Genomic DNA, 16,715 nt, shown 5'->3' on the forward strand with positions numbered 1-16,715 from the left:
CATGCCTACCATGATGAAAGCGGCCATCTTCGTTGAGCCCGGCCGCATCGAGATAGACGACAAACCCATTCCCGAGATCGGCCCCAACGACGCACTGATGCGCGTAACCACGACAACGATCTGCGGCACCGATATCCATATCTTAAAAGGCGAATACCCGGTTGAGCGCGGCTTAACCATTGGTCACGAGCCGGTGGGCGTGATCGAAAAACTGGGCGCCAACGTAAAAGGCTATCAGGAAGGCCAGCGGGTAATCGCCGGGGCGATCTGCCCCAGCTTTACCTCCTACGCCTGCCAGGATGACTGCTGTTCGCAGGATGGCGGCCACCACAGCCACGGCTACAAACCGATGGGCGGTTGGCGCTTTGGTAACACTATCGACGGCGCCCAAGCGGAGTACCTGCTGGTGCCGGATGCCCAGGCCAACCTCTCACCCGTGCCGGATGGCCTGACCGACGAACAGGTGCTGATGTGCCCGGACATTATGTCCACCGGTTTTGCTGGTGCGGAATCTGCCGGTATCAAAATTGGCGACATCGTGGTCGTGTTTGCCCAAGGCCCGATTGGTTTATGCGCAACCGCAGGTGCAAAGCTACGCGGGGCAGGGATGATTATTGCGGTAGACGGAATAGATGAGCGCCTAACCATGGCCAAGCAGATGGGCGCGGATGTCACGATCGATTTTCGTAAGGTCGATGTGGTTGAAGAAATCCTCAAACTCACTGGCGGGCGCGGGGCTGATTGCGCCATTGAAGCGCTCGGCCTACAGCAGACATTCGAGTCTGCTTTACGGGTACTAAAGCCCGGCGGAACGCTATCAAGCCTGGGTGTTTACTCCCAAGACCTGACGATTCCGCTGGGTGCTTTCTGTGCGGGCCTGGGCGACCACAAGATCATTACCTCGCTATGCCCTGGCGGCAAAGAGCGCATGCGTCGGTTGATGAGCATTATTGCCGCCGGTCGGCTAGATCTTGGCCCCCTGGTCACCCACCGCTACGCGCTGGAAAATATCGTCGAAGCCTATGATCTCTTCTCCCACCAGCGCGACGGTGTATTAAAAGTGGCGCTCCAAGTCTCCTAAAACTCAAGCGCCGCCTTTAATAGCGAGGCTATCAACCAAAACCCGCTACTGTCGTTTATAAGTAGCCGTTTATAAGTAGCGGGTTTATTGGATGATCTGAGTCGTCAGAACTTACGTTAGCTTAGCTCAGCTCATTTAAGTTCCAGCGAAAAGCTCATTTCAACGCCCGCGTCATCCACTGCTAACCAGTACGCCATGTTGTCGTAGATCTCTGCATACTGCTTGAACATTTCAATATCAGATTCGGTCAGTTCCTCCATTTCTACTTGCTCCATGACATCAGCCAGCGAATGATAAAACTCACCCGTTATGTGGCCATGTAGCAACAGGTCGCGATCTGAAGTGGGGGCGTTCAGCTCTTGTTTTAGTGTCGCTGAATCGCTGATGCCCGCGCCCAAGACGATGGCGGTGTCAGACATAGCGGCATAAAGCGCTGGCATGTCCGGTGGTAGCAGCATGCTTTTGATTTTCTTGGTCTCCCCGCCGGGTTCAAGGCCAAGAGCCCCAAGCTCAGGCAAGAAGGCGCTTGCTGTAGACAGCAGGCTCATAGGGTTTTGTGAGGCGAGGGCAAGGATGCCGTTAGCGATAGGATCGCCGTTCTTCATTGTCAGGCTGTCGATACGTGCATTGAAGCCCGAAAGCGACGAACCAATCATCTGGGTGATCGGGTTATTGACCGCTGTGTTGATCTCGTTCCAAGAGCGGTTCAAATCCTGTAGCTCATTACAGCTGAAGGGATTCTCGCGCACTTGCCGAGCATACTTCTGAATGGTCTGCGTCAATACAGGCAGGTCCAGGCCCAATCCAAAGCTGGCCATTCCCTCTGTGCTGCCCAGGCCTGGAACCTGAGTCGTTAGGGCACGCAGGTCGCTGACGATCCCTTCATCGGTTTCCAGGATGAGGTTCATCTCCATGCGCTCAAGACTGTACTCACGCGCGCCCATTGCCAAGCCAGGAAAGCGGCTAGTGATACGGTCGATATCTGCCTGACAGGAGGAGAGATCCAGCGGCGCTAGATCCACCGCGTCCATCAGTGCCTGAGTACCTGAGTGGGTGGGAGTGCTCAACTCATTCAGCAACCGTGAAGAGTAAACCTGACCAGCGCCGTAAGGGGTAAAACCATGGCGCTGTTCAATTTCCGCCAGTGCGCCGGTATCACCGATGCTGCTGTCGGGCAGGCTGTTACCCAGTACCTGGGCCAGCAACTCGTCGTTGGCATCCTGCGGCACTACTGATACCAACAATTGCTGATCGATAATCGCGAGAATCGCCTTGATAGGCCCTTCTTGCGTCAGTTCCCAATAGTCGTTGCCGTTGGTAGTGGCCGTGCTCGGGTTGATCTCTGCCTTGGTTAGGACGCGCTGTAGCGTGTCTCGAAAGGCATCTTCATCGTGTAACTCAAAGCGCAAAACAGGCAGGATGCCCAGCCCATAAAAGGCAGCCTGAGGGCCCATCTTGAGGCCTAGTGCGTGAACATCCTCCAGCGTTTCAACACCGACCAACTCTTCACCCATGGCGATTAACAGCGTCATCATCGAACGCTGCACGTCGTCTTCTATATCGGGCAGTGTGCGGCGCAGCTCATCCAGATCAGCTTCGAGGTTATTGTTGGGCTGTGTGCGCTGAAAAATATCAAAGATATCCTGTTCCGGCAGGGCGTCACGTGTGGCCATGAAGTAGGGAGAGTCAGCCGGAATATATTTCAGCATGGGGGCTGTGATAGTTTTCGGCGCTTCCTGCTCTGTGGCGGCTGCCGTTGGTCCGTTATCCTCGCTGCAGGCACTTAGCAAGCCAGTGCTTAACAGGGCAAGGGATACCGCCAGGGAAAGTTTGGTTTTCATCTGAAGTCAGTTCTTTGCAAGTAGGTGGTTTTAAATCAAGCGTGGCGAATAGAATACTATGCAAATGAGAATCATACACGGGCAATGTATAATTAATTTAAGCTTGAGTGGGAAATGCTTTCCACACGTTAAGCGCAGATTCTAAAGGCTAACGTGAAATTGACGATTAAACGGCAAGTCTAGGCTTGGTACGCAAATGGCGCCTGAGGTTTCACTCAGGCGCCACTGTCAGCATCAGGGATGTTTCACCCGTTGTTTTTAAACTTCCTGATAGAGCTCGCTGCCTTTATTGCGAAACTTCTCCGCCTGCTCTTCCATACCACGTTTTACCGCTTCTGCGTCGTTTAGGCCGTGCTCGTTGGCCCGGTCTTTGTAAGTGTCACGCACTTCCTGGCTGATCTTCATGGAGCAGAACTTCGGCCCGCACATGGAGCAGAAGTGCGCCACCTTGGCGGAGTCTTTCGGCAGGGTTTCGTCGTGGTACTCACGGGCGGTATCCGGGTCTAGCCCCAGGTTGAACTGGTCTTCCCAGCGGAACTCGAAGCGCGCCTTGGAGAGCGCATTATCACGCCGCTGCGCCGCCGGGTGACCCTTGGCGAGATCCGCCGCATGAGCAGCAATTTTGTAGGTAATGATGCCCGTTTTGACATCATCTTTGTTTGGCAGACCCAAATGCTCTTTCGGGGTGACGTAGCAGAGCATGGCGCAGCCAAACCAGCCGATCATCGCCGCCCCAATGCCGGAAGTAATGTGGTCGTAGCCGGGGGCGATATCCGTGACTAGCGGCCCAAGCGTATAGAAAGGCGCTTCGTCGCAGTACTCCAGCTGCTTATCCATGTTCTCTTTCACAAGATGCATGGGCACATGGCCGGGGCCTTCGATCATCACCTGCACATCGTGCTTCCAGGCAATGTGGGTCAGCTCGCCCAGGGTTTTCAGCTCCGCCATTTGTGCTTCGTCGTTGGCATCGGCCACTGAGCCAGGGCGTAGGCCATCGCCGAGGGAGAACGCGACATCGTACTGCTTGCAGATCTCGCAGATCTCCTCGAAGTGGGTGTACAGAAAGCTCTCCTGGTGATGGTACAAACACCACTTGGCCATGATCGAGCCGCCGCGGCTGACAATGCCGGTGACCCGCTTGGCGGTGAGCGGCACATAGCGCAGCAGCACCCCCGCATGAATGGTGAAGTAGTCCACACCCTGTTCGGCCTGCTCGATCAGCGTATCGCGGAAGACTTCCCAGGTGAGGTCTTCGGCCACGCCTTTAACCTTCTCCAGCGCCTGATAGATAGGCACCGTGCCAATCGGCACCGGAGAGTTGCGCAGAATCCACTCGCGGGTTTCGTGGATGTTCTGCCCGGTGGAGAGATCCATGATGGTATCCGCGCCCCAGCGGATACCCCAGGTCATCTTATCCACTTCCTCCTCAATGGAAGACGTGACAGCCGAGTTACCCAAGTTGCCGTTAATCTTGACCAGAAAGTTGCGGCCAATAATCATCGGCTCGCTTTCTGGGTGGTTGATGTTATTGGGAATGATCGCCCGCCCGCGGGCGACTTCATCACGCACGAATTCAGGGGTGATCTCTTCCGGCAGGCTGGCGCCAAAGCTCTGGCCTTTGTGCTGGTGGCCCAGAATCCGCTCAACTTCAGCGGTACCCAGCGTTTGGCGACGCTGGTTTTCCCGCAGGGCAATAAACTCCATTTCTGGCGTAATAATGCCCTGGCGGGCGTAGTGCAGCTGGGTGACGTTCTTGCCTGCTTTTGCGCGGCGCGGCGTGCGGGTTAAATCAAAGCGCAGCTGGGCAAGCATCGGGTCGTTGGCGCGGCGGTTGCCGTAATCAGACGTAGGGCCTGAGAGAAATTCGGTGTCGTCCCGCGCCTCAATCCAGGCGCGGCGTAGTTCCGGCAGCCCGCGGCGCAGATCAATCTGGGCATCGGGGTCGGTGTAAGGGCCGGAAGTGTCGTACACCAGCAGCGGCGGGTTCTCTTCATCGATACCGGTGGTTTTGGTCGGTGACAGGGTGATCTCCCTAAACGGGACGCGAATATCCGGCTGGGAGCCTTCGATGTAAACCTTCCGCGAGCCGGGCAGTGGCTGAATGGCGGCGGCATCGACTTGGGCGGTTTCGGCTAAAAAGTGGCTAGTCTTGCTCATGTATCGGTTCCTTGTAGTTGTTGACCACTATTCAGAGAGGTCTAGGCCCATCTGCCAGAAGTCGATTTCCAGGCGGGTGGCATCGCGGAAGATCTTGCTCAGCTCGGTAAAGCGGGCAGGGGTAACGTCGGCAAGGCGAGCGTTTAGCCATTCAAGCTCCGCCTGCATGGCGGCCTGAAACTCGTCGCCTTCGTACATGGCAATCCAGGCGTCAAACGGGTTTTGGCTACCGCGCAGGGTAGAAGGCTGGGCGTTCAGCCAGTTGGCGATTTCGCCGTAGCCAACCAGGCAGGGGGCCAACGCCACGTGCAAATCGAGCAAGTCGCCGCGGTTGCCGGTATCCAACACATAGCGGGTGTAGGCCAGAGTGGCCCTGGCTTCGGGAAGCTCCGCCAGTTCTTGCTCGGAAATCCCCCACTCCTGACAAAACCCCACGTGCAGGCCCAACTCCACATCCACGATGGCTTTTAAGCCTTCATGGGCTTGGCGAAGATCGGCAAGGGTGGGGCTTTTATAGACAGCCAGCGCGTAGGCGCGGGCGAAGTGAATTAAAAACAGGTAGTCCTGCTTTAAGTAGTGGCGAAACGACGCCTCAGGCAGCGTGGCATTGCCCAACTGGCGCACAAAATCGTGCTCAATATAGGCACGCCAATCTTGCTGGCAGGCGGTGGTGAGATCAGTAAAGCGGTAGCCCATGATGCCTCCGGTGGTAATGATCTGGAGGGCAGGCGAATAAGATCGAGGAAATGGCGCGGAAGGTGGCGTGCGATCGTGAAAGAGAGCTAGCCAAGGCCATCGCTTGATCCCTACGCCGGTACCCGCGCTGCATATTATCTAAGCAGCGCATTAGCCGGATCAGGTTCAGCGGGACCAGCGCTCGGTAGCAAAAATGCTAACCCTGCGCCATCTCAGCCGGATATCACCGGCACCCCGTCAAGCTGTTCGTTGGTGGAGTGTAGGAGGCGGGTGGGGGAGATGCAAGGGGCTTGATTAGAGATGGCAATGCGCGCAGAACAAGAGTTTTAGGTATTCTGCCAAAATTGGCTTTGCTCTCAATGGAATCAATGGGGTAGAGTCAAATTAGGCGGATACCAAACCCCAATAAATGTGCCGACTCGTTTATTGGGGTTTGGTAGCGGGGTTTATAATTGATATTAGCTAATAGAGACCGATTTTCGAATATTGAGGTGGAGAATTTTACATGGCTGAAGAATACAATGAAAAAATCGAAAGAGCAGAAGCCGAGCAAGAGGAGTCAGAGGACTACTCTGAAACTCCGCCTTCTGACATTGTAGCTTTCAACGAGCTAAGGTCTTGTGCGGACCTTGTTAGAATGCATAAAGCAGGGCAACTAATTATTAAACCAGACTTCCAGCGTGATGTTGTTTGGTCGAACCCTGCCCAGACAAGATTTATCGACTCACTAGTTAAACAGCTCCCGATTCCTAGTATGTGTCTAAGCCTTGATTATAAAACTGAAAAAAGGCTTATGATTGATGGATTACAAAGAATTTCTAGCATTATCAAGTTTTTGACAGACGAGCAGTGGAGGCTTTCCAAACTAGAAGATATTGACTCGAGAATATCAGGAAGGACGTCTGGTTATTTAAAAGATAAACATTTTGAGATATACAGTCGTATAGAGAACCTAACTATCCCTGTGACTGTTCTAAGATGTGATTATTCTAAAAAGTCGCATTTAAATTATTTGTTTACGATTTTTCATCGCCTTAATACCGGAGGTAATAAGCTCAGTAACCAAGAAATCCGTAACTGCATATATGCAGGTGCATTTAATGAAATGCTGAAAGAAATTGTTTCACAAAAAGAGACTAGAGATCTATTTGGCCTCGAAGAAGAAAAAACATACCGATATGCATACGAAGAGTTATTCCTAAGAATATTCACGTTTGCTGATACGTTCGAAAAATATAATGGTCGGCTAGCGAAGTATCTTAATGAATATATGGATTCTAAGAAAAAAATTACTGAAAACGAAATAGAGTCAAAATTCGATAGAATTAACCGCTCTATTGCCCTTTTATATAGGAAAATACTTGATGGAGTGCAGCTTCCAAAATTGAGCAAGTCAACAGTTGAAGCGCTATTTGTAGGTATATATAGAAATATAGATGCGTTAGAAGATGAATCAAATGAGGAGCTATCTGCTCGTTATAAGACATTAAGGGAGGATGAAAATTTCTCAATAGAAAGCTTAAGCGAGGGGTTGGCCGCGACAGATAAAGTTAAAGCCAGAATATCTAAGTCAATTGAGTTATTTAGCTGATATGATTGTTAAAAAACATATTTATCGAACACTTAAGGACTTAGATGATAGGTACAATGGTGCCATGCTTTGTTCGAGTGTTGATGAATCAATTTATTACTCAAAGTTGGCAATACTAGAATACTGTGGATGGATCGAAGAGGCATTTGATAACATTGTGAGGCGAGCTGTAAAAACAAAGTTAAAAAGCCATCCCTATAAGCAAATGCTTGAAAATTCGGTTATTGGAAATAATCATGGATTCCAGTATAAGGAAAACTTTAGGCCAATGCTAATTAGAGCAATTGGCTTAGTAGCTATGGAAAAAATAGAAAAAGAACTTGATAAAACCGGAAATCTTTCAATTCTAATTAGTGAGTTGGAAGCAGTTAAACGGGATCGTGATAGTGCGGCACATACATGGGCTCAGAATGCGACTCGAACATATCCTGCGCCCTCTATTACTCGATCTAGATTAGAAGAAATCCATCCCATTGCGAAAGAGATTTATTCATATGTCGCTAAGCTTTAATGCAGCTAACAAACAGCGGCAGCACGACAGCCAATACTCCGCACTGGCTGAGTCAGCGCTGGGCATCATCACTTGAACTCAATGCTTTTCCAGATCAGCCCAACCAGTGAGATCACCAGTATAGCGAACAGTACGGCAACGCCCCCCGAATCCAGCGCTTGCAACGTTAGGCCTGAAACCACTAGCCATAGCGCTGGAATGATGATGGCGATCCAGAGAGCGAAACCCCGCAACATGATTAGCACCAAGCCCAGCGTGGTAACCGCCGTGGGGTCGGCATGAATGCCGAACACTTCTGCCTGATACCAGGAGCCGCCGCTTAGCGGCGCCACCAGCGGCATCATTATCAGGCCAAAGAAGGTGATGGCTATACCTATAGCAACCGGTGGGGTTGTTGAGCGTGGCGCGTTATCCATTCCCCATCCCGTTAGCGCTATCAATGCCAATAGCACGGCTTGGAAGATGAAAGCGTAGCCAACATAGCCCCCGGCCCAGTTGAGTTCTGCATAGCGCTGAATGAAAAACGCGACGGCGACAAAGGCCCAGAGAGGGGCGGGTAGCAGGCAGGTGATTCGCGTGCGGTGTTTCAGCGCCAGCACAAGGGTGGCGGCGCCCAAGGTGAGGGTAAGCAGGTGCAGCGGCCAGAAGGTTTCTCCCATGCGTTCCAGCAGGCGAAAGTAAACATCTGCCGTGAAAGGAATAAAGTCCTGCAGTTGGTAGCTTGTCCACTCGTTCATAGCGACTCGATATAGGCGGCCATCCGCTGCCGGGCGTCGGCCGTGGGCGTGGGGGTGTGGCCGGCACGCATATTCTCGCGCAGGTGCTCGACCTGGGTGGTGGCGGGTATCGCGCAGGTGATCGCCGGGTGGCTAACGATAAACTTCAGCAGAAAGTCCGCCCAGGTTGTGCAGCCGCATTCCGTCTGCGCCCACTCGGGCAATGGCACGTCACGGCGCTTGAAGTTCTTGATCAGGCTGCCGCCATCGTAAGGGCGATTGGCGATCACGCCGATGCCCCGTTCTTCTGCCAAGGGCAGTAGCCTGTTTTCTGCTTCGCGGTGGGTGATGTTGTAGGTGAGCTGAACGAAGTCGATGTCCTCTGACATCATGATCTGCTCCATCTCGCTGTGGCGGCGCCCGTGCGAGGTAGTGATGCCGACATGGCGGATGAGGCCTTCGGCTTTCATCTCCTGCAGCGCTGCCAGGTGTGCACGCCAGTCGGTCAGATTATGCACCTGCACTAGGTCGAAGTGCTCCACCTTCCAGCGCTCTTTAAGCTCCGCTACCTGCTCGCGGGCTGAACCACCAGCGGGGCTCCAGACCTTCTCGGCGGCAAACAGGCTTTCGGGCGTGCCAAGCTGCTGCAGGGCATAGCCCATCACGTCCGGCGCCGAGCCATACATGGGAGAAGAATCGATCAGGCCACCGCCATGCTCAAAGAATGCTTTAACCACCTCGGTGCGGGCATCGAGCAATTGTGGGTCGCTGCCAACGTTGAAGGTACGCCAAGTGCCCATGCCAATCACGGGCAGCTTTTTATCAGTGCCCGCAAAAGCCTTCTGACGCATCCCTCCCGTGCTGGCAAGAAGCGATGCGGTTGGGAACGTCATGGTGGCGAGCGTAGTACCGATAAGCATAAGGCTTTGTCTGCGCGTGATGCGATGCTTGATGTGATGTTTGATGGGAAGGTTCATAGCGGTCGCTCCTTCCGGTTTTTTTGAATCGGCACCGTGGCAGCCAACACCAGCACAAAACATGTCAGCACAAACACCTTATTCACAAACCAGTTAGTACGCCAGATCGTCCACTCTGGGTCGGCGAGAAAACCGCCGAACAGGGTACAGATGATGAGGATTTCAATGACGGACATGCCTACCGCCAATGCGCGCGTATAGCGAGGCCTTGTGAGCAGCGCCCAGCCCAGCCAGACGTGCGCCAGTGGCCATAGATCCCAATAGATATAGCGTGCCCAGGGCTCGCCGTACGCCAGCGCGTAACCCACGGGAAACAGGTATTTGATGAACAGCGTCCACGCGGCGAGTATAAACAGCAGGTGGGCGAGGAAGCTGATCCAGGCGTTGGGTTGTGGGGCGGGCAGTGACATGACAGCGCTCCTGTCCTAGTCCGTTAATTCTGGGCCGTTAATGGCTCGCCCTCACACCATCTGCAAAGAGTGCTTGCGCGTTGGCGGGGGATAGGCGGCGTCGATTTGTGCCAGGTCATCTTTGTCGAGTCTGACCTTATCTGCATCAGCGTTCTGTTTAAGGTGCTCCAGATTCACGGCTTTAGGAATAGCGATCACGCCGGGGTTACGCAGTGCCCAGGCGAGGGCGACTTGCGCGGGGGTGGCGCTGTGTTTGTCGGCGATGCGTTGCAGGGCGGCGTCATGCAGTAGCGCGCCGCCTTGCCCTATCGGGCAATAGGCCATGAGTGGCATGTTGTGTTGTGCTTGCCAGGGCAGCAGGTCGTATTCAATGCCGCGGGCTTCGGGGTTGTAGAGCACCTGGTTGGTGGCGCAAGCGGGCGCGTCGAGCTCGGCCAAGTCGTCAACGTCGAAGTTCGACACGCCCCAGCGCAGAATCTTGCCCTGCTCGCGCAGCCGCTCAAACGCTTCCACTGTTTCGCTCAGCGGGTACTGGCCGCGCCAGTGCAGCAGGTAGAGATCGATCGTATCGGTGCCCAGTCGGCGCAAGCTGCGCTCGCAGGCGGCTTGAACACCCTTTGTGCTGGCATTGTGCGGGTAGACCTTGCTGACCAGATACACCTCATCGCGCCGGTCACGAATCGCTTGGCCAACGACTTCTTCAGAACCGCCCTCGGCATACATCTCTGCGGTATCAATCAGCGTCATGCCCAGGTCCAGACCTTCCCGCAGCGCCCTGACCTCAGCCTGCCGTTGCCCGGCATCCTCGCCCATATGCCAGGTGCCCTGGCCGATACGGGGTACGCTGTCTCCGCCTAGCTCAATCGTCTGCATATCTCGCTCTCCTAGTGTATTTCCTGCTGTGATGGTGGTCTGACTGCCCAAGGCAATCGTCGTTCATGGACCAAGCGTAGACGATCTGTATCGAAAGCCGCCCTATTTGGGCAGCACATCGGTGATCTTGCTGGCGCTATTACGCGTCGTAGATCTCCAGCGGTATTATCGAAACGGGCCGCTATACTGCCAAATACTCCTATTAAACGTTGGCGAATAACGACCCGTTGGAAGCGTGACAGAGGGTGCATAGCCCGCTGATCCTCAAAGGAGGCTCACGTGTCAGAACAACATAAAGCCCACATTGCAGCGTTTCTTGACCGCGTTCTCACATCAGGTGAGATTTCCGCTACTGGCGAGTACTTCCATGACGACATGGTGGAAGAGGTTCCGTTTCCGGGCCAGGGGCCTGGCCTTGCTGGGCTCATGGAAACGTTAGTCGAACTGCGAACAGCCTTCCCCGATATGCGCTGGAGCGTCCAGGAACAGATTGCAGAAGATAGTCGCGTCTTAACACGCTTCGTTTGGGAGGGAACTCAGCGAGGGGATTTTCTTGGAATACCACCGACGCACCGCGCCGTCAGCGTGTGGGGCATGGTCATTGACCAATTTGAAGGGCCAAAGGTGAAGTCCACTCGTATCCTCATGGACACGATGGGATTGATGCAGCAGCTTGGGGCGTTACCTGGCGCGCCCTGAACGATGGCGTTCAGGGATGCATTATTGTGATATTAAAGTGCCATTTAACCGTACTGTTGAGACCGGTATATAGCGCGCAGCGTTGGTCCGTGAAGGATGTTTATGCAATTCACCGTAAACATTGATGTAAAGGAGATTGAGAACGCTATTTCCTTCTACGAGAGCGGGCTCGGTTTGCAGCTTATTCGACGGCTATTTGGCGGTACGGTTGCCGAGATGGGCGGAGGGCCTGCACTCCTTTACTTGATCGAGCAGACTGAGGCGAGCGCTGCTGCTCCCGGCACCGCTATCCAACGTGACTTCCAGCGACACTGGACGCCAGTGCATCTGGATTTTATTGTTGAAGATATTGACGCAGCCGTAAAACAGTCAGTTTCGGCGGGTGCTGTCCAGGAAGGAGAAACCAAGTCTTTTGCCTGGGGGATGCTTGCGACAATGAGCGATCCCTTTGGTAACGGGTTTTGCCTACTAGCGTTGGCTGAAGGCGGTTACGATCATGCTGAGTAATCTTCTAACATGGACAGCCACAGCTTCTACCTGTCAATTTGCCAGTGCATTGTGGCGTTATGCTCCAAGGTGATGCTATGGATGAGTCGAGATCAGGGTATTAACTCTAAAATCTAACAAGCCTACTGAGCGGGGGTAGCCGCCCAGGTTCTAATCATTAGTTATCGGGTACATTTCATGTCGAAAAAAGTAGTTAAGTTTGAATACGAGAAAGAAACTAAAAACAGCGTTCGCTATAAGGAAGTGCCTGATGAAGGAACGGCGCCTATCGTGGGAACTTTGTATGTTCAAAAATGGTTTGCTGGCGATAGCAAATCTATTGAAGTAACGATAGACAAAAAAGGCTAGCTGGCTGGCCATTTTTTTAAATATCGTTACTGTTCTTAACTATCTGAAAAATTAGTTATTTTTCTTAAGCGCTAAATAATGCTCTATGCCTGAAATCTGATCTTCCGCGTGGTGGTTGACGTAGAGCACGGTGGTTTCTGAGCCCTGGCAGATTTTTTCGATCAGGGCGAGGACGAGTTGGCGGTTGATATCGTCCAGGCCAAGGCAGGGTTCGTCTAGAATCAACAACGGCGGATGTTTGACCATGGCGCGGGCAATCAGCAGCAGGCGCTGGTCGCCGTAAGAGAGCTTGTTAAACGGCTGGTCGGCGCGGTCTTGCATGCCGAGTAGTTCGAGCCACTGGTCGGCAATTTTTTTCTGGCTGTCGGTGGACTTGGTGTACATGCCGATGCTGTCGTAGAAGCCGGAAATAATCACGTTTTTGCAGCTGGTGCTAACCCGGTATTCCCACTGCAGGTTAGTGGAGACATAGCCGATAAACTGTTTAATCTGCCAGATGCTTTCGCCGTTACCGCGCTGGAAACCAAACACAAAAATATCGTTGGTATAGCACTGCGGATGGTCGCCGGTGATCAACGATAAAACGCAGGTTTTGCCGCTACCGTTAGGCCCACTCAGCTGCCAATGCTGGCCTTGTTCTATCGTCCAATCGAGCTTATCGACAATCACCGTGTCGCCGTACTGGATGGTCGCTTGGGTTAATTTTACTAATGGCTGGCTCGGGTCGAGAGGAGGGAGCCTGTTGGCGGGGTCGGCCTCCGGCACGCTTAGGTCGGTGGTTTTCAAATGCATTAACTGGTAGAGCTCATTGAAGGCGGCGTCGTCCTGACGATCTACCGTGAGCGTTAAGCGCCCCTTATCGCCACTCTGCTTATCACCTCTCTTTATCTCCCCATGCTCTTTATCCCCACGCTCTTTATCTAAGTAGGCCACATGGGTGATGAAATCCGGCATTTCATCAAAGCGATTCAGCACCATGACCATGGGTACGGTGTCGATGATAGAGGCTAGGTGGGCTTGCAGCATGGCGAGCGTGTCGACATCCAACCCATCAAACGGCTCGTCTAAAATCAGTAAATCAGGCTTGTTGGCCAGTGCGCGAATCAGCATGACTTTACGGGTTTCGCCGGTGGAAAGTTTGCGAAACGCACGATCAAGCAGTTTGCTTAGGCCAAATTTGTCGACCAGGGATTGGGCAAGTTCGAGGTCTTGGCAATGATCGAAAATCATTTCACTGACGGGGGTGCCGAGTGAAATGACGTCCATAATGTCGGCGTCGTCTTTCTTCAACTCTTGGGCGATGAGCTCCGCCTGGACTTCAAAAGAGACGATTTCCACATTGTTGGGAATGCCTTGAATGCTTCCGCTCTGAATGTCACCAATACCCGCAAGCGCAGCCGCAAGGGCGGATTTTCCTGAGCCATTGGGGCCGGTGATCACCCAATGTTGTTCTGGCGTAATGGTCCAGTCAATCTCGCGTAGCGTGAAACGATCATCAAAGCTGACCGTCGCTTTTGATAGGCGGATACGGTTTTGGTGAATATCGTCTAGGCGGGTTAACGAATCCATTACTCTCTTCCTTGCACTGTTCGAGGAACCAAAAAGCCGAGCATATCGTGATGATATCTCGGCTTTTTTGATGGCCTAGGTGTTGAAGACCTGAACGTCTATCGATTAATCAGACGATTAAACGATTTTTTTCATGTCAGCCATGTAGCCGCGAAGAACCGAGCCAACGGCTTCTACGGGGTGTGAACGAAGGGCGGTGTTAACTTCGATCAACCGTGCGTTATCAACGCCGTTGTCGTCCAGCGAAAGCCCTTTGCCGATGACGTCGGACTTGATGCCTTTCATAAAGTCTGCCAATAGCGGTACGCAGGCGTGGTTGTAAAGGTAGCAACCATATTCTGCGGTATCCGAGATAGTCGCGTTCATTTCGTACAACTTCTTACGCGCGATGGTGTTCGCGATAAGCGGCGTTTCGTGTAGCGACTCGTAGTAAGCAGACTCAGCGATGATGCCCGCCGCTGTCATGGTTTCGAAAGCAAGCTCAACGCCCGCTTTCACCATTGCTACCATCAAAATGCCGTTGTCGAAGAACTCTTGCTCAGTGATTTCGACATCACCAGCGGGGGTTTTCTCGAAGTTGGTTTCAGCTGTTTCGGCGCGCCATTTTAGCAGGTTCGCGTCATCGTTCGCCCAGTCTTCCATCATCGTTTTAGAGAAGTGGCCGCTCATGATGTCGTCTTGGTGCTTGTTGTACAGCGGACGCATGATGACCTTTAGCTCTTCAGAAAGATCGAACGCTTTGATCTTCGCTGGGTTAGAAAGACGGTCTAGCATGTTCGTTACGCCGCCGTACTTCAGCGCTTCGGTGACTGTTTCCCAGCCGTATTGAATCAAACGTGAGGCGTAGCCCGGGTCGATACCTTCTTCGATCATCTTGTCGAAGCACAGCAGTGAGCCCGTTTGCAGCATGCCGCAAAGGATCGTTTGCTCACCCATCAGGTCTGATTTCACTTCCGCGATGAAAGAGGACATCAGTACGCCCGCTTTGTGGCCGCCAGTACCGACCGCGTAGGCTTTGGCGAGCGCAAGGCCTTCGCCTTTGGGGTCGTTGTCTTCGTGAACAGCGATCAAGGTGGGAACACCGAAACCACGTACGTATTCAGCGCGAACTTCAGACCCTGGGCATTTCGGTGCCACCATGATGACGGTTAGGTCATCGCGAATTTTCATGCCTTCTTCTACGATGTTGAAACCGTGAGAGTAAGACAGGCAGGCGCCTTCCTTCATCAGCGGCATCACTGCGTTCACTACCGAGGTGTGCTGCTTATCGGGTGTGAGGTTCAACACAACGTCTGCAGTGGGGATCAACTCTTGGTAAGTCCCTACTACAAAACCGTTTTCAGAAGCGTTTTTCCAGGACTGGCGCTTTTGCTCAATGGCTTCCGGGCGCAGTGCGTAAGAAACGTCCAGGCCGCTGTCGCGTAGGTTCAAACCTTGGTTAAGGCCTTGTGCGCCACAGCCGATCACCACCATTTTTTTGCCTTTTAGCGCTTCGACGCCATCAGCAAACTCGACGGTGTGCATGAAACGGCATTGCGCAAGCTGAGCCAATTGCTCGCGTAGTGGTAACGTATTGAAATAATTAGCCATCGTTAACATCCTAATTTTGTGATCAATGTGTCGATGTAAGGTACACCGATATTAAAAAGGGTGACACCGTCGCTAGTGGTGAGCGCTAGCGGTATGTGATGAGAGGTAATGTATACAAGTGTGACTCTTTCTTAAATTGATATATTTGCAATATCACGTCCCATTTTTCGCAACGGTCGGTTAGTATTCGGACACCGCCATGAACGCAGTCGCGGAGCGCCGACGTTATTATGAATATTAAACTGTTAAAGCAGTTCCTCGCCCTGGCAGAAACGCTGCATTTCGGGCGCGCCAGCGATGAGTGCCATGTCAGCATTTCTGCGCTGTCGCGCAACATTCGTCATTTAGAAGACGAGCTGGGTGTGCCGCTGTTTAATCGCGACAACCGGACCGTAGCGTTGACCCAGGAAGGCCAGAAGTTTCTTAAATACGCGCGCGATACCAGCAGCCAGTGGAACTTGATCCGCCATGAGTTAACCGACAACGCTGATCAATTAAGCGGTGAAATCAGCTTGTACGGTTCCGTCACCGCGAGCTACAGCTTTCTATACGAGCTGCTGCGCCGCTTTCGTATTGCCTATCCTGCGATTGAAATAAAGCTACGCACGGGGGATCCCGAACACGCGATTGCGCATGTGCTGGACGGTAAGGAAGACCTCAGCATCGCGGCACGTCCCGCCAACCTACCTCGCGGGTTAGCCTTTAAGCCCATTGCGACGTCGCCGCTGTTATTTATTGCGCCGCTTGAGCAGCAAGTGCCGAATGTTCCCACGACCTCGCCAACCGCATCGGAAGAGTGGGCGAGTATCCCGATGATTTTATCCGAGAGCGGTGTCTCAAGAGCGCGTGTGGACGAATGGTTTCGCCAACGCGATATCGCCCCGCGCATTTATGCACAGGTGACGGGAAATGAGGCGATTGTGAGTATGGTGAGCTTGGGATTTGGCATTGGCGTGGTGCCAAAAATTGTGCTCGATAACAGCCCATTGAAGGATCGTATTCGGGTGCTCGACGTGACGCCGGAGCTGGAACCCTACGATGTTGGCTTGTTTACGTTGAAGAAAAACTTAAAAAATCCGCTGGTCGATGCCTTTTGGAGCTTGATATAGGCGTGTAAGCCACGGCAATCCTTTGCCGCACTCATTCCCC

16 protein-coding genes and 1 riboswitch are annotated in these 16,715 nt (G+C 53.0%); of the genes, 7 read left to right on the top strand and 9 right to left on the bottom strand.

Annotation, left to right across the window (positions count from 1 at the left end):
• The first annotated feature begins 1 nt into the window (after position 1).
• Positions 2–1,081, top strand: a complete 1,080-nt coding sequence (locus AC5TBW_RS04550; RefSeq protein ID WP_495510935.1) for an NAD(P)-dependent alcohol dehydrogenase — start codon at positions 2–4, stop codon at positions 1,079–1,081.
• A gap of 131 nt (positions 1,082–1,212) precedes the next feature.
• Here AC5TBW_RS04550 and AC5TBW_RS04555 read toward each other — a convergent pair whose 3' ends face one another.
• The 3 genes from AC5TBW_RS04555 to tenA form a co-directional block, all read right to left on the bottom strand.
• On the bottom strand, positions 1,213–2,922 hold the full coding sequence (locus AC5TBW_RS04555; protein ID WP_495510936.1) for a hypothetical protein: 1,710 nt from the start codon (positions 2,920–2,922) through the stop codon (positions 1,213–1,215).
• Between the two features lie 258 nt (positions 2,923–3,180).
• On the bottom strand, positions 3,181–5,079 hold the full coding sequence (gene thiC, locus AC5TBW_RS04560; RefSeq protein WP_495510937.1) for a phosphomethylpyrimidine synthase ThiC: 1,899 nt from the start codon (positions 5,077–5,079) through the stop codon (positions 3,181–3,183).
• A 27-nt stretch (positions 5,080–5,106) separates the two neighbouring features.
• Positions 5,107–5,775, bottom strand: coding sequence for a thiaminase II (tenA, locus tag AC5TBW_RS04565; RefSeq protein ID WP_495510938.1), 669 nt, complete (start codon positions 5,773–5,775; stop codon positions 5,107–5,109).
• A gap of 90 nt (positions 5,776–5,865) precedes the next feature.
• Positions 5,866–6,022: riboswitch (TPP riboswitch) on the bottom strand.
• Between the two features lie 258 nt (positions 6,023–6,280).
• On the opposite strand from tenA, the gene AC5TBW_RS04570 reads away from it, so the two are divergent.
• Positions 6,281–7,366, top strand: a complete 1,086-nt coding sequence (locus AC5TBW_RS04570) for a DUF262 domain-containing protein (RefSeq protein ID WP_495510939.1) — start codon at positions 6,281–6,283, stop codon at positions 7,364–7,366.
• A gap of 1 nt (position 7,367) precedes the next feature.
• On the top strand, positions 7,368–7,877 hold the full coding sequence (locus tag AC5TBW_RS04575) for a hypothetical protein (RefSeq protein WP_495510940.1): 510 nt from the start codon (positions 7,368–7,370) through the stop codon (positions 7,875–7,877).
• Between the two features lie 68 nt (positions 7,878–7,945).
• On the opposite strand, the gene AC5TBW_RS04580 is transcribed toward AC5TBW_RS04575, so the two are convergent.
• Genes AC5TBW_RS04580 through AC5TBW_RS04595 form a run of 4 tightly spaced genes read right to left on the bottom strand, consistent with a single transcriptional unit; the run spans position 7,946 to position 10,853 of the window.
• Positions 7,946–8,614 carry an MFS transporter permease gene (locus AC5TBW_RS04580; RefSeq protein WP_495510941.1) on the bottom strand — a complete coding sequence of 223 codons (669 nt, stop codon included), beginning with the start codon at positions 8,612–8,614 and terminating at the stop codon, positions 7,946–7,948.
• A complete protein-coding gene (locus AC5TBW_RS04585) occupies positions 8,611–9,570 on the bottom strand; it encodes an aldo/keto reductase (protein WP_495510942.1) in 960 nt (319 codons plus the stop codon). The genes AC5TBW_RS04580 and AC5TBW_RS04585 overlap by 4 nt, the downstream gene beginning before the upstream one ends.
• Positions 9,567–9,980, bottom strand: a complete 414-nt coding sequence (locus AC5TBW_RS04590; protein WP_495510943.1) for a hypothetical protein — start codon at positions 9,978–9,980, stop codon at positions 9,567–9,569. Before AC5TBW_RS04590 ends, AC5TBW_RS04585 begins: the two co-directional genes overlap by 4 nt.
• A 51-nt stretch (positions 9,981–10,031) precedes the next feature.
• Complete coding sequence (locus AC5TBW_RS04595) at positions 10,032–10,853, bottom strand: aldo/keto reductase (protein WP_495510944.1); 822 nt, start codon at positions 10,851–10,853, stop codon at positions 10,032–10,034.
• A 279-nt stretch (positions 10,854–11,132) separates the two neighbouring features.
• Between AC5TBW_RS04595 and AC5TBW_RS04600 the strand changes: the two genes are divergently transcribed.
• From AC5TBW_RS04600 to AC5TBW_RS04610, 3 genes are all read left to right on the top strand, one after another.
• Positions 11,133–11,552 carry an ester cyclase gene (locus tag AC5TBW_RS04600; RefSeq protein ID WP_495510945.1) on the top strand — a complete coding sequence of 140 codons (420 nt, stop codon included), beginning with the start codon at positions 11,133–11,135 and terminating at the stop codon, positions 11,550–11,552.
• Positions 11,553–11,654: 102 nt separating this feature from the next.
• A complete protein-coding gene (locus tag AC5TBW_RS04605) occupies positions 11,655–12,059 on the top strand; it encodes a VOC family protein (RefSeq protein ID WP_495510946.1) in 405 nt (134 codons plus the stop codon).
• Positions 12,060–12,236: 177 nt separating this feature from the next.
• Positions 12,237–12,407, top strand: coding sequence for a hypothetical protein (locus tag AC5TBW_RS04610; RefSeq protein ID WP_495510947.1), 171 nt, complete (start codon positions 12,237–12,239; stop codon positions 12,405–12,407).
• A 51-nt stretch (positions 12,408–12,458) separates the two neighbouring features.
• Here AC5TBW_RS04610 and modF read toward each other — a convergent pair whose 3' ends face one another.
• Positions 12,459–13,976, bottom strand: coding sequence for a molybdate ABC transporter ATP-binding protein ModF (gene modF, locus AC5TBW_RS04615; protein WP_495510948.1), 1,518 nt, complete (start codon positions 13,974–13,976; stop codon positions 12,459–12,461).
• Between the two features lie 117 nt (positions 13,977–14,093).
• Positions 14,094–15,566 carry a ketol-acid reductoisomerase gene (gene ilvC, locus AC5TBW_RS04620; protein WP_008958262.1) on the bottom strand — a complete coding sequence of 491 codons (1,473 nt, stop codon included), beginning with the start codon at positions 15,564–15,566 and terminating at the stop codon, positions 14,094–14,096.
• A 230-nt stretch (positions 15,567–15,796) separates the two neighbouring features.
• Between ilvC and ilvY the strand changes: the two genes are divergently transcribed.
• A complete protein-coding gene (gene ilvY, locus AC5TBW_RS04625; protein ID WP_495510949.1) occupies positions 15,797–16,675 on the top strand; it encodes an HTH-type transcriptional activator IlvY in 879 nt (292 codons plus the stop codon).
• Positions 16,676–16,715: the final 40 nt, after the last annotated feature.

The organism is Vreelandella sp. ssv (assembly GCF_059448525.1).

Coding starts and splice junctions, on each gene's coding strand:
- AC5TBW_RS04555 (WP_495510936.1), bottom strand. CDS start 2,922: ATGAAAACCAAACTTTCCCTGGCGGTATCCCTTGCCCTGTTAAGCACT.
- thiC (WP_495510937.1), bottom strand. CDS start 5,079: ATGAGCAAGACTAGCCACTTTTTAGCCGAAACCGCCCAAGTCGATGCC.
- AC5TBW_RS04570 (WP_495510939.1), top strand. CDS start 6,281: ATGGCTGAAGAATACAATGAAAAAATCGAAAGAGCAGAAGCCGAGCAA.
- AC5TBW_RS04590 (WP_495510943.1), bottom strand. CDS start 9,980: ATGTCACTGCCCGCCCCACAACCCAACGCCTGGATCAGCTTCCTCGCC.
- AC5TBW_RS04610 (WP_495510947.1), top strand. CDS start 12,237: ATGTCGAAAAAAGTAGTTAAGTTTGAATACGAGAAAGAAACTAAAAAC.
- AC5TBW_RS04575 (WP_495510940.1), top strand. CDS start 7,368: ATGATTGTTAAAAAACATATTTATCGAACACTTAAGGACTTAGATGAT.
- AC5TBW_RS04585 (WP_495510942.1), bottom strand. CDS start 9,570: ATGAACCTTCCCATCAAACATCACATCAAGCATCGCATCACGCGCAGA.
- modF (WP_495510948.1), bottom strand. CDS start 13,976: ATGGATTCGTTAACCCGCCTAGACGATATTCACCAAAACCGTATCCGC.
- AC5TBW_RS04595 (WP_495510944.1), bottom strand. CDS start 10,853: ATGCAGACGATTGAGCTAGGCGGAGACAGCGTACCCCGTATCGGCCAG.
- AC5TBW_RS04605 (WP_495510946.1), top strand. CDS start 11,655: ATGCAATTCACCGTAAACATTGATGTAAAGGAGATTGAGAACGCTATT.
- tenA (WP_495510938.1), bottom strand. CDS start 5,775: ATGGGCTACCGCTTTACTGATCTCACCACCGCCTGCCAGCAAGATTGG.
- AC5TBW_RS04580 (WP_495510941.1), bottom strand. CDS start 8,614: ATGAACGAGTGGACAAGCTACCAACTGCAGGACTTTATTCCTTTCACG.
- ilvC (WP_008958262.1), bottom strand. CDS start 15,566: ATGGCTAATTATTTCAATACGTTACCACTACGCGAGCAATTGGCTCAG.
- ilvY (WP_495510949.1), top strand. CDS start 15,797: ATGAATATTAAACTGTTAAAGCAGTTCCTCGCCCTGGCAGAAACGCTG.
- AC5TBW_RS04550 (WP_495510935.1), top strand. CDS start 2: ATGCCTACCATGATGAAAGCGGCCATCTTCGTTGAGCCCGGCCGCATC.